The 16,505-nt window shown below is 36.1% G+C and carries 13 protein-coding genes and 1 tRNA gene; 8 read left to right on the plus strand and 6 right to left on the minus strand.

Going from position 1 to position 16,505, the window contains the following annotated elements:
- The first annotated feature begins 157 nt into the window (after positions 1 to 157).
- The 7 genes from aspA to PSF27_RS11015 all read left to right on the plus strand — a co-directional run bounded on the left by aspA (position 158) and on the right by PSF27_RS11015 (position 9,432).
- Complete coding sequence (gene aspA / locus PSF27_RS10985; RefSeq protein ID WP_206083463.1) at positions 158 to 1,582, plus strand: aspartate ammonia-lyase; 1,425 nt, start codon at positions 158 to 160, stop codon at positions 1,580 to 1,582.
- A 146-nt stretch (positions 1,583 to 1,728) separates the two neighbouring features.
- Positions 1,729 to 3,051, plus strand: a complete 1,323-nt coding sequence (locus PSF27_RS10990) for an anaerobic C4-dicarboxylate transporter (protein ID WP_206083462.1) — start codon at positions 1,729 to 1,731, stop codon at positions 3,049 to 3,051.
- Between the two features lie 679 nt (positions 3,052 to 3,730).
- Positions 3,731 to 4,024, plus strand: a complete 294-nt coding sequence (locus PSF27_RS10995; RefSeq protein WP_272539320.1) for a helix-turn-helix domain-containing protein — start codon at positions 3,731 to 3,733, stop codon at positions 4,022 to 4,024.
- 214 nt (positions 4,025 to 4,238) lie between these two features.
- Positions 4,239 to 4,811, plus strand: a complete 573-nt coding sequence (gene dicD / locus PSF27_RS11000) for a division control transcriptional repressor DicD (protein ID WP_412990682.1) — start codon at positions 4,239 to 4,241, stop codon at positions 4,809 to 4,811.
- Positions 4,812 to 4,937: 126 nt separating this feature from the next.
- A tRNA-Phe gene (locus tag PSF27_RS11005) sits at positions 4,938 to 5,013 on the plus strand.
- A gap of 783 nt (positions 5,014 to 5,796) precedes the next feature.
- On the plus strand, positions 5,797 to 6,138 hold the full coding sequence (locus PSF27_RS11010) for a helix-turn-helix domain-containing protein (RefSeq protein ID WP_241016812.1): 342 nt from the start codon (positions 5,797 to 5,799) through the stop codon (positions 6,136 to 6,138).
- 90 nt (positions 6,139 to 6,228) lie between these two features.
- The gene (locus PSF27_RS11015; RefSeq protein WP_272681452.1) at positions 6,229 to 9,432 is read left to right on the plus strand and encodes an ATP-binding protein; all 3,204 of its coding nucleotides are present in this window, start codon (positions 6,229 to 6,231) and stop codon (positions 9,430 to 9,432) included.
- Here the strand turns inward: PSF27_RS11015 and PSF27_RS11020 are convergent.
- The 6 genes from PSF27_RS11020 to PSF27_RS11045 form a co-directional block, all read right to left on the minus strand.
- Entirely contained in the window at positions 9,410 to 10,063 is a 654-nt protein-coding gene (locus PSF27_RS11020) for a response regulator (protein ID WP_272681453.1), read from the minus strand. The genes PSF27_RS11015 and PSF27_RS11020 overlap by 23 nt on opposite strands.
- A 68-nt stretch (positions 10,064 to 10,131) precedes the next feature.
- Complete coding sequence (locus tag PSF27_RS11025; protein ID WP_272681454.1) at positions 10,132 to 11,115, minus strand: fimbrial protein; 984 nt, start codon at positions 11,113 to 11,115, stop codon at positions 10,132 to 10,134.
- Positions 11,116 to 11,118: 3 nt separating this feature from the next.
- The gene (locus tag PSF27_RS11030) at positions 11,119 to 11,844 is read right to left on the minus strand and encodes a fimbrial biogenesis chaperone (protein ID WP_272681455.1); all 726 of its coding nucleotides are present in this window, start codon (positions 11,842 to 11,844) and stop codon (positions 11,119 to 11,121) included.
- A 6-nt stretch (positions 11,845 to 11,850) separates the two neighbouring features.
- On the minus strand, positions 11,851 to 14,331 hold the full coding sequence (locus PSF27_RS11035) for a fimbria/pilus outer membrane usher protein (protein WP_272681456.1): 2,481 nt from the start codon (positions 14,329 to 14,331) through the stop codon (positions 11,851 to 11,853).
- A 131-nt stretch (positions 14,332 to 14,462) separates the two neighbouring features.
- Positions 14,463 to 14,996 (minus strand): fimbrial protein, encoded by a 534-nt coding sequence (locus PSF27_RS11040; protein WP_004258955.1) that lies wholly within the window; start codon positions 14,994 to 14,996, stop codon positions 14,463 to 14,465.
- Between the two features lie 209 nt (positions 14,997 to 15,205).
- Complete coding sequence (locus PSF27_RS11045; RefSeq protein WP_272681457.1) at positions 15,206 to 15,514, minus strand: helix-turn-helix domain-containing protein; 309 nt, start codon at positions 15,512 to 15,514, stop codon at positions 15,206 to 15,208.
- Between the two features lie 558 nt (positions 15,515 to 16,072).
- Between PSF27_RS11045 and PSF27_RS11050 the strand changes: the two genes are divergently transcribed.
- Complete coding sequence (locus PSF27_RS11050; RefSeq protein ID WP_272681458.1) at positions 16,073 to 16,480, plus strand: DUF2628 domain-containing protein; 408 nt, start codon at positions 16,073 to 16,075, stop codon at positions 16,478 to 16,480.
- Positions 16,481 to 16,505: the final 25 nt, after the last annotated feature.

The following is a 16,505-nucleotide window of genomic DNA, read 5'->3' on the forward strand; positions in this document are numbered from 1 at the left end:
GTAGATCATAATGCTGATAACGTAGTAGAAGGTGTTAATCGCTTGTAAAGTTTTATTTTGCGATATTAATCACCTGTTAAGTTTTGTTTTTACGATATATGGATTTTTAAAAAGCGCATAAACGGACAGTAACTGTAATCTAATTAAGAAGGTTCTCATGTCAAACAATACTCGTATCGAAGAAGACCTGTTAGGTAAAAAAGAAGTTCCAGCCGATGCCTATTATGGTGTTCATACTCTGCGTGCGATTGAAAACTTTTATATCAGCGACCGCACTATTAACGATGTCCCAGAATTTATTCGCGGCATGGTTATGGTTAAAAAAGCGGCGGCTTTAGCCAACAAAGAACAACACACAATTCCACGTAATATCGCGGAAACCATCATCAAAGCATGTGATGTTGTTTTAAATGAAGGCAAATGCATGGACCAGTTCCCTGTTGACGTATTCCAAGGTGGTGCGGGCACATCACTGAATATGAATACCAACGAGGTTCTTGCAAATATCGGTCTTGAACTGATGGGGCATAAAAAAGGGGAATATGAATTCCTAAACCCTAATGACCACCTGAACAAAAGCCAATCCACTAACGATGCTTACCCTACTGGGTTCCGTATCGCAGTGTATAACTCTGTACTGAAGTTAATTGAATCTGTTGAATACCTGAAAAAAGGCTTTGAAGCTAAAGCTGAAGAATACAAAGACATTCTGAAAATGGGTCGTACCCAGTTACAGGATGCCGTTCCAATGACCGTCGGCCAAGAATTCCATGCTTTCGCTACCCTTCTGAAAGAAGAAGAGAAAAATCTGAAACGTAGCATCGAATTACTGCTCGAAGTTAACTTAGGTGCAACGGCTATCGGTACAGGCCTGAATACCGCACCTGGTTATTCAGAACTGGCAGTGAAAAAATTAGCTGAAGTGACTGGTTTACCATGCGTTCCTGCAGAAGACTTAATCGAAGCAACTTCTGACTGTGGTGCTTACATCACTGTTCACGCAGGCTTAAAACGTCTGGCAATGAAACTGTCTAAAATCTGTAACGACTTACGCCTGCTATCTTCCGGCCCTCGTGCAGGTCTTAAAGAAATCAACTTACCTGAGTTACAAGCAGGTTCTTCTATCATGCCAGCAAAAGTTAACCCAGTGATTCCAGAAGTGGTTAACCAAGCGTGTTTCAAAGTTATTGGTAACGATATCTGCGTAACAATGGCAGCTGAAGCAGGCCAATTACAGTTAAACGTAATGGAACCAGCTATCGGTCAAGCAATGTTCGAGTCTATTTCTCTGATGAGCAATGCATGTCGCAATCTGCAAGAGAAATGCATTAGCGGTATTACTGTGAACAAAGAAATCTGCGAAGCGTTTGTCTTTAAGTCAATCGGTATCGTGACCTACTTGAACCCATTCATTGGCCACCATAACGGTGATATCGTAGGTAAAATCTGTGCAGAAACAGGTAAGAGCGTCCGTGAAGTTGTGCTGGAACGCGGTTTACTAACTGAAGCAGAGCTGGATGATATTTTCTCTGTTGAGAACTTAAAACACCCAGCTTACAAAGCAAAACGTTTTGATGACTAAAAGTTTATGTTTATCATAAATAATACTTAAAAAAATAAAGGCACGCCTCTCATCGGAAAGCGTGCCTTTTTTGATTCATGCACACACAAAAAATTAACATAACAGTTTCATAATTTTAATTTTCATTTTGTCGAGGAGTAAACACTATGTTAGCCGTAGAATTTGTCATTGTTCTGCTGGCCATTTTTTTGGGGGCCCGTCTTGGTGGGATAGGTATCGGCTTTGCCGGTGGCCTTGGTGTACTGGTACTCGCTGCAATTGGCGTGAAACCAGGTACCATTCCATTTGACGTTATCTCCATCATCATGGCTGTTATCGCCGCTATCTCTGCGATGCAAATTGCAGGCGGTTTAGATTATTTAGTTGCTCAAACAGAAAAATTACTGCGCCGCAATCCTAAATACATCACTATTCTTGCCCCAGTTGTCACTTACTTTCTGACGCTCTTTGCAGGTACAGGTAATATCTCTTTAGCCACACTACCTGTAATTGCAGAAGTCGCAAAAGAACAAGGCGTTAAACCTTGCCGTCCATTATCAACAGCGGTCGTTGCTGCTCAGATTGGTATTACTGCATCACCAATTTCTGCTGCGGTTGTCTATATGGCATCGGTCATGGAAAACCCTGCGATGATGGGTGCTGGTAATACAGTCAGCTACATCACCCTGCTGGGAATTTTACTGCCATCAACCTTCCTCGCGATTATGTTGATGTCATTTATTATCTCTTGGACGTTTAACTCTAAACTTTCTGATGACCCAATCTATCAAAAACGTTTAGCAGAAGGCTTAATTGAACTGCGTGGTAGCCAAGTCAAAGAAATCAAACCTGGTGCTAAATCTTCCGTTATGCTGTTCTTATTAGGTGTTATCGGTGTTGTCTGTTATGCCATCATCAATAGCCCAAGCTTAGGGATTGTCGAAACACCATTGATGAACACCACCAATGCGATTTTGATCATCATGCTGACTGTAGCAACGTTGATTACTATCCTTTGTCGCGTAAATACCGATGCTATCTTGAACTCCAGTACCTTTAAAGCGGGTATGAGTGCATGTATCTGTATCTTAGGTGTGGCTTGGTTAGGTGATACTTTCGTACAACACAACCTTGAGTGGATCAAAGCAACTGCGGGTGACTTAATCCACGAACATTCTTGGATGCTAGCGGTTATCTTCTTCTTCTGTTCTGCGCTTCTGTATTCACAAGCAGCAACAGCAAAAGCATTGATGCCAATGGCACTGGCTTTAGGTGTTAGTCCACTGACTGCAATTGCGTCATTCTCTGCGGTTTCTGGTCTGTTTATTCTGCCGACTTACCCGACACTGGTTGCTGCGGTACAAATGGATGATACAGGGACAACGCGTATTGGTCGCTTTGTCTTCAACCACCCATTCTTTATCCCTGGTACCATTGCTGTCGCATTAGCCGTCACTTTCGGCTTCCTGTTCGGTGGAATGATGCTCTAGCCCTATTCATCAATTGAACAGCCTAAAAAACCCGTGACATCATTCACGGGTTTTTTCTGTTCGAAAATATATTTATCATTGTCACTAAAGTGGTAATGATAAATATAAAATCTGTAAAGATCATTCATCAACATTATTTTCTGTCTCATATTATAAATTCAATAAAAGAGGTAAATATATAAACCATAGCTATCTTATATATATTCAATACAACAAAATAAGATATAAAAATCGAATAAAATAAACCAAATTTTTCCAATGAAACATTTATATTAATAACCTCAATATAAGTGTAACAAGCAATGAATATATTGATTAAATCTCAGTGTAATTCCGCTAAGTTCGTCAGAAAACAACAAAAACAATATAGCTAAAATAACGATATTTTTAAATGTATAATTTCAAAAAAAACAGATAGTAACGTGATAAAACTTATATATAATCCTTTAAAATCAACAACACATACTCTTTTATTGTGTATTATAAATAGGCGCTATCTATTAATACCCAAAAATCCATCCGCCATAAATATTGGTAATGCTAAACTCATCCTTGTCTAATAGGTATTAGAAAACCATTCAGGTTCTCTTTTAAACCCGTTAAACGAGCGCTAAATTATAGAATAAGTCCATTACTTTAAATAATTTATCTCATCAGCATTAATTTATTTGGAGGAGGAATGTTAAGTACTCAACGAAATGATAATACCGATATTTCCATTTATATTGGAACCTATCTAAAACACCGAAGAAAAGCGGTTGGTTTAACAGGTGCGCAATTAGCATCACGATTAAGCATTAGCCAGCAACAAATTTCTCGTTACGAAAGGGGTAAAAATGCCATCACCATACAAGGTCTGTTAGATATCTTACAAGCCCTTGAGTTAAGAAAGCATGATGTCGATGATTTTATGAAGAAAATTTTTCAGTTTTATTATATCGATGTTGCGCTAGCGGCGAATTTGATTAATTAACGTTCCAGTCTAAATTTGATATTCACTGTCAATTTAGATTCAGGGGGGATATTTCCCCCTCCTGTTCCTCCCGCCTTTCCACAAAAAATGCCCCGTTTATTCATTTATGTAGCTCCGCCAGCTCCATTGCTATTGAGCAAAGCGCTATAATTCAATATTGATCATTGCTATGATGAAAAAAACAGACACGATGCCGATGGAGTTCATAATGCCTATCCAGCGCGAAACAATTTTAAGCCATGCATTAAACCAGTTAGAAATTCAGGGGTTATCCGCATCAACAGAAAATTTACTCAGTGAAATTGAATCTGATTTTTCGACTATTCGCCAATTTTGGCCTGATGATGAAGCCCTTATTTATGATTGCTTGCGCTTTCATGGACAACAAATTGAAGTATGGCAGCGCCAAACGCTCCTAGAGGAAACGCTAAGCCCACAGCAGAAATTAATGGCCCGTTACCAACAATTGTCCGAGAAAGTGAGTGAGGGGCGTTTTCCAGGCTGTTTATTTATCTCTGCTTGTAATTATTACCCCGATTCAGAGCACCCGATTCACCAGCTCAGTCGCCTACAAAAAGACAATTCCTTTAATTTTACCAAAAATTTATTGGATGAACTTGATATCGAAGACTCTGAGCTTGTTGCAAACCAAATGGAACTGGTTCTCGAAGGGTGCTTAAACCGTTTATTAGTCCAACGTGACATTCAAGATGTTGAAACAGCGCAGCACCTTTCTGAAGATATTTTGACGATCGCATTATGCCGTAAAAAAGGGGCGCTAAGCTAAAAAAGCCACATTAGCACGTTAAACAATCACCTTTTGCTGAAAAAGAAAACACTCAGTAAAAAAAAACGTTTTTTTATTAAAAACTCATTGACGCAAACAGCTGAATACGGTTTAATGCGCCCCGTTGCCCGGATAGCTCAGTCGGTAGAGCAGGGGATTGAAAATCCCCGTGTCCTTGGTTCGATTCCGAGTCCGGGCACCACTATTTAAAGAACCCGCCCAAAAGGCGGGTTTTTGCTTTTGTATTTTCAAACACTCATACTTAGCTAACTAGGCTAAAGACACGGAATGGCCTTTACCCTCATCTAAACACCTATTTCTCTATACTCTCTGTTTGCAAGCTATGAGTAATAATCCTATATACAGAATATAGATATAAAAATAACCATAAACCAAAGTCAATTGGCTTAACTTATGCCAAATAATTAGGGGGAAACTAGAAAAAGCCAAACGCTAAGGTTTATAACTAGATTATTATTCTCACCCTTTTCTCATTTCATCCATTAAATGGCGCTCACTCACTCTTATTGCGTGTATTTACTGGCTTGTTGTCTCATTTAAAAACCTAAAAATAAGTTTTTATATTAATAGTTATTCAAATAAACCACTAAAAAACCATAATATCATTTTTTATTCCCATCTATTGAGCTAAAAAAATAATCAAATACAATATTAAACAATAAATAATAATAATTTGTAATGAGAATGTAGCCAAGCCTTAATGCAATAAAGTCAACTAAACCTTACCGAGCAATTCACAATCAATACTTAACATACTGTTGAGTAACAAAAATAGTTCTCTAAAATAAAAAGAAAATAAATATAATGCTTAAAATAAGTCTCTACATATGAACCTGAAATAAATGACTTAACATTATTTTTAATTAAGGAATACCTTATATTCTAAAATCTTATTTTTGTCATAATTTACTCTTCAAGATAAAAATAGTTTTATGAATCAATGATACTAGGGTCAAGTTTCCACATGAAAAAGAAAAAAGATACAACTTATTATATCAGCCAGCTAGTTGGTAAATGCTTACAAGAATACCGACAAGAGTTAGGAATTAGCGGTGAGAGCATTGCGAAAGAGCTAGGTATTAGCCAACAGCAATTATCCCGTTATGAACGAGGTGAGAATGCATTAACCGTAGATGTATTATTTAAATTTATTCTTATACTCGGTATTAACTTTCCAGATTTTTACCATAGGCTATTCTATATCGTTAGCCATCATCCTAAACTTTCACACCATATCACTAATTTAAATGGTTTTGGTTGGGAATTAGATGATTTGAAAGACTATTACAATTCAGCAATTGTCTAACCTTTGGCATAAAGAAATATTGTTTAATTTGTTTATTTTATATTATTATGAAAATTATGGAGTTTGCCTATAATCGATGAGAGCAGCACTATGCCTACCCCTTCTCCGACTGCATTTTCAAGGATAACTCGCACATCAGGACGCACAAACAGCATACTCACTGTCGCTTTCCCTTTGTTGTTTATTCTAATAGCAACATTATTTTGGAGCGCAGAACGAATTGTCCAACAAGAAACTAGGCGGTTAGAAGTCGATTTTAGGTCACTAATAGGCTATATCAATGAGCAAGAGAAATTTTTAAGATCGTTAAATAAGCAAAACCAAGATCTATCAGAGCTAGTTGAAAGTCGAACCTATGCAATACAAGAGCAATCACTACCAATCAAGCTACCATTACATTTACTTGAGGGTAAAGAATCTTTAGTCGCAATGCCATTCACGCTGGCTTGTGATAAAAGTTTAGAATGTTCCCGAGTACCTAGTATATTATTTTCTTTAGGCGCTTACTTAGCTGATTATTATTCCACGTTTTGGGGTGGGTCCTATTTCCCTGCCGCCGCTGTATTTTTTGTCAATGAGCACGACCAAATTAGTATCAGTGTGCCTTCTGTTGGCACTGTATTAGGAAATGAATCGATATCTCCAAACTTATATTATTCCGTTATTGATAACGTCAGGAAAAATTTACCTACTATCCACGCTCAGTTTTCAGAATCACAACAGACTGATTTAAAACAAATTATTTGGTTACGTCCAGTGCCTTTTGATAATATTCTTATCGGGATTATTCCCGCAGGTTTTGATGAGCATTTATGGCAGAATGCTCACATTTCCCCTAAAAATATTTATGCGGTCAGTATGTTAAGCCAAGCTAGGTTAAGTGTGCTGGAACGAATGTTAAACCCCACACTCACACATCAATTTTGGCTAATTCATACGAAATATGGCCAGTTACTTGGAACAACCCAAGCGCCTGAGGAAGAAGCATTAGAAGGTATTTTTTATACCAAAGATGGCCTGGTTCTTAAGCTTTCATCTAAAACTGATGAATGGACTGGATATTATAGAATTAGTTATGCTGCTTTTTTTGAAGACAACCTGTGGTTTCCTATCAGTTTAGTTATCGCTCTTTTCTTTAGTTTATTTTGTGGATGGGGATATCACCGCTGGTACCAGCGAAAAATATTACAACCCGCAATAGACTCCCAGCAAGCCATCTTAGAAAATGAAGCATTCAACCAAACGCTTATCGCAACAACCCCTATCGGCCTATGTGTAATAGATAAAGAAACCCAGCAGTTACGCTTCGCGAATGAGTTAGCTCGTTACTGGCTAAAAATAACCAATATATCTACTCCCCACGACTCAAATGAATATAATGAATTACTCGTCAAGGTTCTTTCTGACACAGAACACGTTAAAACGACTTTAAAATCAGGGGAGCATGTCCTCTATGTTGTGAGTACAGCAACTTATTACCAACAGCGCCCTGTTATTTTATGCGCATTTACTGATATCACCATCCAAGCAGAAACTGAAAAACAACTTGATGATGCGAAGCGGCTTGCAGAAGAAGCCAACCGAGCTAAATCGACATTTTTAGCAACAATGAGCCATGAAATAAGAACTCCACTTTATGGCCTAATCGGTACGTTAGAATTACTCGCAAACACCTCTCTTTCACCTCAACAAGCTCATTTTATTGAGAGAATATCAACAACGTCCCAGCTACTTATGCAATTAATTGGCGATATTTTAGATATTAGCAAAATAGAAGCTAACCAAATTCAAATCCATAATCATCCATTTGATTTATTAGAATTAGTACAACAAACCGTTCAACTATATCAAGGTATTGCTCAGCAAAAAGGGTTACTCCTATTTGCTGTTATTGACCCAAGCGTACAAGCAAATAGAATTGGTGACTCTGCTCGACTGCAACAAATTTTAGGTAATTTACTCAGTAATGCAATTAAATTTACCCACAGGGGCACGGTTACTATTGAACTCAAAAGAAGTAATAATAATATATTAATACGTGTCAGTGATACCGGTGTTGGAATTAGCCCTGAACAACAAATAAAATTATTTGAGCCATTTTATCAAGCTCATTCAGAAATTCATGCCTATGGCGGTACTGGTTTAGGCCTATTTATTTGCTCTGAGCTCATTAAATTGATGGATGGGCAGATAAGCCTACAGAGTGAAGTTGGGGTTGGTAGCTCGTTTCTCGTGACACTACCTTTAGCACTCGATATACAGCAACCACATTGGCTACCACTAAAAAATACCAATATTTGGTTACAAACCCCAAACCCATTATTGACTGAAAATATAACGCAATGGCTAAAACGTTGGGGGGCTAATGTTTATTTCACAGAAAATAGCCTCCCCATAGATACCTCATCCGTTATTGCTGTCGGCATCTTAATTCCATCGTTTCCTCTACCGACTCATTGGGATGGACAACAATGGGTAAGCCCTGAGATGAATTTCCGACTATCTGAATTAAATCAGCAGCTATTCTTACTACAAAATAATAAAGAACAGATATCCCTTATTTGTCCAACATCTCGTATACAAACTCACATGCATAAATACCCGCTTCGCGTTTTAATTGCTGAAGATAACCCCATTAACCAAGTTGTTCTACAAGAGCAGCTTGAATTACTCGGTTGTAAGGTATTTATTGCCAATGATGGTGAAGAAGCGTTGGTGATTTGGGATAACGAAATTGTCGATATCATCCTTACAGACGTTAATATGCCTTATCGTAATGGTTATGAACTTGCACAGCAGCTGCGCAGTGAAGGCGAAACATGTCCGATTATTGGTGTTACTGCAAACGGATTAAAAGAAGAAGAAGAGCGATGCCTAGAATCTGGAATGGATTCATGGCTTGTAAAACCTATAGAGCTAGAAACCTTAATTCAATTATTCAACCGTTTATTCCCGATTTACTCCTCATCAACTTTAGAAATGGCTCCCCTAGAAATGATTAACCCGCTAAATGGAGAAGATAGAGAAAAAATTATTCATCATTTTATTACCGATATTACTCAATTTTGCCAAGCTGTTGAAGATAACAATATTGATGAAATAAAACAGTTATCCCATCGTATCCGTGGCGCATTAATTAGTGTGGAACAACGTGAATTAGCTAATGAGCTTCGTGAGTTTGAGGCAACATTAGACTCACAGGCATCAACACACATTGATATTCAGGTTAACCAGAATATCTGCAATCAATTAGCTAATTGGATAAAAAAAATCAGTCAAATAAATGATGTGTAAGGCAATAACTGATTAACGCTTGATTATTATCAACACCCAATTTACGCATTGCGGCATTTTTCTGTAAGCTGATAGTTTTATCACTGCGGTTTAATTGCTTTGCAATATCAACAATAGGCTTTCCTTGAACAAAAAGGCGCAATACCTCAAGTTCACGAGGTGATAATGTCTTTACCCTATCATTTAATGTTACCGCATTACGGCTTTTTAATGTCGTTGTCATATCTGCAACAGGAACACGATATTGGCGGCCTTGCCCCGCTAATGTGATAGCCTTCATCAGGTCGCTTAATGGTGCCTCTTTTGACACCACCGCGCTCACCCCTGAATCATATAACATTTGTATAATCATTGGGTTAGAAGCCATCGTTAATACAATCACGGCAATATTTGGGTATTGACGACGTAAAAATTGAATATAATTCTGGCCATCGCTAGATTGGGTATTATTAGGCATCATATAATCAGTTACGATCACATCAACCTCATTTTTTTTCAAAAAAGAAAATAGTTCAGCATCCTGAGTGTAGGCACCTAAAATTTCTAAATTCATTGATTGAGAAAGTGTATCTTTCAAACCTGAAAGCACAATGGGATGATCATCAACTAATACTAATTTGAGTTTTTTCATTTAATAATACTCAGCATCAGAATATGTATATTCAATATAACACCATAGAAAAATGTCAATTAACACTCTTAATATGAAACAACAACTCGAACTGTTTTAGAAAACGGGCCTGAAGCGATGGTGCTGCCTGCAATCTTGCTTAATGTCGCAGTAAAAGGGACACTAATCGGTGATTGTGGCATGATTTCGCCAATACTGTAACTTTCATTATAGTTAATATCAGTTGAATTACGGGTTAATAGTGTTTGTAATCCATTACCCATATCAAGATACTTTCCGCCTAGCACCGTATTATTATTGGGTTCAAAACGAACTGATATATTCAGCCCTGTTTCGCAGTCCTGTGGCACTGACATACCTAAATTAAACGTTCGGCTAACCACATCTCCCGCATTCATTTGTTTAGGTGAAATCGTGTCAAAGTTTACACTCCCCCCATTAGAAGCTGTGATGTTCACCGCGGGCGCAGGGCAGAGTAAGGTTAAGTTACCTTTAATTCGCACATAAGTTGGTCCGCCTAAATCCTTACCTAAATAATCCACATGAGTTCCTAATAAAAATAACCCAGTATCAAAAGGTTTAAGAGCATTAGCCCCCTTGTAAACATAGAAGTTATACATGAAAGCAATATTACGTGTAATTCCTGTCTCTGGTTGACTCCAATACCCTAAATAAATATTCGGAACAGTTGGGTTGGTTATCGTTACTGGATTAGGAGATGAAATTGCATTTTGTTGTGTCACACTGACACCACTATTAATCAACAATGTTTTAATTGCACTTGGCATTGTATTCTTAAAGTAAACTGCATTAGCTGTGCTTGATGAACCAGTAAACTCACATCTCACTGATACATATGAGCTCATTGCTGATGTCAATAAGGTACCATTTGCAATTGAAGTACTACTATTTGTAATATCAAAGGTTAATTCTTGTTCTATAGATGTAGCTCCTGAGCTCGGTACACAATTATTAACTGCAGCTACTGATTGAAAACTTAGGAAAAATAAAAATAATATAGCGAATGCATTTATTTTTTTCAAAATTAACATAACTTACCTCTTATCCTTTTCATTTGACAAGGAACAAGTTGTATTACATGTATATTTCAATAAGTTTGGTGTCCCATAATCATCAATATAAGTCACAATCATTTTTGATGATTTCACCTGTTTATCTGATAGTAAATATGTTGCATTGCTATTTGGCTTCACGACAATTTCTTTAAAATCAGGAACTTTAGATTCATTATCATTAACATTAATCACAACAATGTGATAGGGAGTCGGGTTAGTTAATTTTAATGATTTTCCCACTTTCTCCACTTTCAACTCTTTTTGCCAATCATTATTAGGGTATTTTTTCAATTCACTCGGACGATAAAATAATTTAAAACGTGATTGAATAACAATTTCAACTGCATTTTCTAACTTAGTTTTCGGCGGAATACCCAAGACATTAAAGTAAAATAATGACTCTTGGTTGCTCGGTATTTTCACATCATTTTTTGATAAACTAATTCTAACCTGCTTCTTTTGATTTGCTTCAACACGTTGTAATAAAGGCAAAGCAATCAGTGGTTCTGAAATTTTTTCGCCATTTTCATTTTCGATCCATGATTGGACTAAATAAGGATCTTTTTTATCAATATTTTCAATCACAACGCTAACACCTTTACTTGCTTCATCATAAATAACGCGAGTACGGTCAACAGAAATTGAGGCATGTGTGTATGTGCTAATTAAAATTAAAGCACTCATTATTAATTTAAGTTTTTTCATAATTTTCTATTCTTTATTACAGGTTATGTTCTTACTGGTTAAATGAGTTTGTTTACCTAGCATAATTCGACATGACTGGTCACCACTCCATTTAACTATTAATTGTTGGTCTGGCTGGAAGCCTGTTAAATAAACTTGCCCTTCCTCTGCAATCATTCCCAATACATTTTTATTATCAGAGCCATAAACTAAAGCACCAAATGGAGGCGTATTGCCGTCAGGGAATTTAATTGTGACTAACGCTTTTTCACCCACTAATGTATTGAGTTTTGAATAACCAACCGCACCATCAGTTAAATTTGATTCAATCACACTGTCATCAATGCTGACATTGTCTGGTACATTATTAAGATCAACATACTGGGTCGACCTATAATAGGTTGGAACATTACTAATTGCGGCTAAACCAAACCCATTCGTGACTGATTCATTTTTATTAATTGATACCCCTTTCGCTTTATCTGTATCAATTACCATACGAGCTTGGTTATCATAAACTCGTCGGTGTAAGACTGGGCCTTGGCTGGTAATGGTCAAAGAGCCGTCTAGAGAACCACTTAATGTATGGTAGTCTTCGCCATACGAACCCGTTAGTTGTGCAGTACCATATTGCGTGTCACGATAAACGGATGCATTCATTGCCGCATTTTCAAAAAAGTCTTTACTTGATAAACCTAAACTAACGTTATTATCATTAATTTTAGAGTTGTAATTAATATTACTATTATATTTCTTATCAATATCATTATAAGAACTAAAGTATTGAATCCGTGAATTTCTTTCACCACCAAATGGGACGCTTAACGAAAGGTATGCTTGCTTAGAGCGTTTGCCTTTTACGTAGCTACTTTCACCAATTGATAATGATAAAATCGCATTATTTATAAAACTTGTGTTTATTGTTTTATTAAACGATAAATTAAGAGTATTGTTATTTTTTGATTCTTTCCAATAACTTTCCCGTGAGTAACTTAAACTTATATCAGCCTGTAAATCAGGGAGTTGTTGTGTAAAAGAAGTCGTAAATACATTTTTCTGCCGATAATGTGGCGTTAACGGAGTTTCTTTTAAGCTAATATAGTCATTCACTGACATAAAGCCTTCGTTAGAAAACTGGTACCCTGTTAAATCCAGTCGACTCGAATTTGAAAAACGTTTTGCATAATTAATACGGTAACTTTCACCAGTATGTAAAGCGACATCCTGTAGTTGGTTTCTCGACTGTGTAATATCAAAAGATATTGCACCAAAGCGTTCCATATTTACCCCAACACCCGCATTATAGGCATGGTATTCATCATTAGAGGTTGCGAAAACACCACCAAAAATAGACAAATTGTTGAGGATCCCCCAAGAAGCTTCACTTGATATAAAATCATCATGAATGTTTTTATATCCCATTGGGTCTAACCGACCTGCATTTAATTTATATTGCACCATGCCTGGGCGTGTTAAAAATGGAATATTAGTCGAGGATACTTGGTACTCACGTATAGAGCCGTCTTCCTCTGTAATTTTAACATCAAGAGCCCCCGATAAAGAGGAACTTAAATTATCAATTGAAAAAGGCCCTGGTGCCACTTTCATTTGATTCAAAATACGTCCATTTTGCGAGATAGTAACCGTCGCATTACTTGTCGCGGTTCCAGTAACACTCGGTGCATAGCCTCTTAGAGAAGCTGGTAACATGTTCTCATCAGTAAAGACACTAACACCGTTAAAACGTACAGAATCAAATACATTACTTACTGTATAATATTTACCCGCAAAAAATTTTGCAGATAAACTAGGTAAATCTGTAAATAAATAAGTTTGTACCCATTTAAAATTATCATTTTTGTTATCATTAAAATCTTTTTGGTATTGATAATTACTGCGGACACGCCAACGCCCTACATTCGCACCAACAGAACCGAATGAGCTAAAATTATTAATGTCTCGAGTATTCTTATATTTAATATAGTTTTCAACAAGGTTGTAATCCAAGACGAGCGCATTAACCCCAACTTCCCGCTGCATAGGCGGAACCCAATTGTCATCAGAATACTGAAAGTAAGCTTGAGGTATTGAAAGCATTAGCTCTTGCTTTTCATCATCGAATCTAGCCTGAATGTTTTTATCCTGTGATGCAAGGTCATAACACTGACCATTTTCCCATGTAGGCACTTCTTTAATAAAATCTTCTTTTAACCCAATAACTTCTACTAAGCTTCTAGAAATACAAGGTTGTATATTTTCATCTTTTCTTAAAAAATTTATTTGATCAAAATAATTAATTCTTCGACCATTTACCGATACATTAGAAAAATAAGAACCTTCACTAATTTTATTTTTCTCAAATGCACTTAAATCGATATTAGTATTACCCAAAATAGATAATGCGTCTTCATTAAATTGAACAGAATCCGCATTAACATAGTAAGTGTAAAACAATAAACTAGATACTAAACTAGTCACTATGTTTTTATTAAAATTGTTCTTTTTCATTAGCCGCAATATTCTATAATGGATTTATTGAATGAACTCATATAACTGAAAATGCTGTGAAGCAATTGCTATACACAGCATAATCAGCAAATATAAGATTTATTATTTTTTTAATATTTTTATATTAATACTTATTGGTAATCTAAAACGTAAGCGACTGTAGATTTAACAGAACCGGCTGTAGCTGCACCTAATGCCTGCATACGAGCAGATAAATTAATAACATTTGTCCCTGCATTTAAGCTTTGCTCAACAGTATCATTTGTTTTTAAATTTGTTCCACTTGCATTTTGGAATAACACACCAACATTGGTAGCAGTACCAGTACTTGCCCATAAGGTGCCTGCTGCATCCATTTGGCCCGTGAATTTAACTGTTACTTTAGAATAATCAGTACCACTTGCAGTAGGGTCCAAAATACAATCCGTTAATTCTAATGTAAAATCAACATTTGGACCTTGTGAACCAGCTGTTTGTAATGATGCCGCTGGAACAGAACCTAATTGAACTTCTTTATTAACAGAAGAAGGAGCAATAGTACAAGCACCCGTATTCACTGTACCATTAAATTCAATAGTACCACTTCCTACATCCGCAGCGAATGAAGTTGATGCAGCAGTGAATGTTAATGCGATAATTGAAGATGCTAATAGCGTCTTTTTCATTTTAAACCCTTATTTCATGATATTATTAATATATACTAAGGTAATACCTTAGTTGGTACACAGCCATACCAATAGTATTATTGATATAACTAGAATTCAGTTAACTTTATTCGTATCATTATTTTAATGACTTGAGATGTCCGATAACATGTGAAGTAATATAACCACTAACATGAACCGTAAATATAAGGAGATCCTTAAAACAAATACTAATCTTCATTTTTTTTATTTTTTGAATAAAAACTATGACTTAATAATGAATTATATTCAGAGGTCCAATTTTTTGATTGTTCTAAATCTATATCTTCAAGGAAATAATGAACACTGACTTTAAGGAAGTCTGCAATCATAACTAATGAATCGATATCTATTCTGTTAATACCTCGTTCATAACGAGAAAACTGTTGTTGACTAACATTCAAAGCCATTGCCACTTCAGTTCCCGTTAGTCCATACTCCCTTCTAAGCTTCTTTATTCTGCTCCCTACTATTTTGGCAATAGGATATCTAGCTGCCATTTTTATTTCCTTTCTGAAAAATACAAAGTAGATACTGAATAACATAAGAATAACTAACTGCGAGCAATACTAATTAAATAAAATAAAAATAACAAACTCACATACGAGTAATAAATAAAACTAAACATTAATTTTATTTATTAAAATCTCTGATTTTTGACTATTAATATATGATCCACACTTAATATAAGTAAGGTTTATGAAACATTATCTAGCGAACTCGTCATTTTTCGGGTAAACGCCATCATCAAATATGGTTACTTATCTCACATATCCTAAAAATACAGTTTTTTTATCTGATAAATCATCAATGCTAAATTTTGTTTATTAACTAAATGTTAACATTTACGTTTTAATGAAATTTTATATCGCCAAGTTTTGGTGAAACCTATGCTTATAAAATAAGATACCTTAAGACTATAAACTTTCTTAAGGTTTTATTGGGCTCTGAACTAAACATCTTAACTATTGTGATTATTCAGATTATTCATACCTCCATACTCTATATATTTCGTTATCATTTACATAATTTTTATTAGTTAATCACAGAGGGATAAAATGGAGCAAAAACAATATTCTGAGAAATGGCAGAAGCGCTTTAACTTTTTTGACACTCATGGAGCACCCGATACGCCAGAGTTTAAAACCGCATTGAAAGCGGAGTCTTTCGGTGGACGCCTGCTCATTAGCATGAATTTCTTCGCCTTTTTCTTCGGTATTATTTATTTTTTGATTTTAGGATTATGGAAAAAAGGTTTAGTCCTACTGGGGATTTCTATTGGTTTAGGTCTGGTGCTCAATGTCATTGATTTTATGATTGGTGGTACGATTCCTAATGGAGCTTATACCGGCCTTTCCGTCGGGATTTCAGCTCTCTGGGCGATGATTGCTAATTATGCTTATTATATAAAAGAAACCAAGGGACTTGATGGGTGGAATCCGTTCGAAGGGATCCGCATGGTATAGGTAAAATATTACCTGATAATTTATC

Origin of the sequence: Providencia sp. PROV129, assembly GCF_028482245.1 — a bacterium.
Lineage (GTDB): Bacteria > Pseudomonadota > Gammaproteobacteria > Enterobacterales > Enterobacteriaceae > Providencia > Providencia vermicola.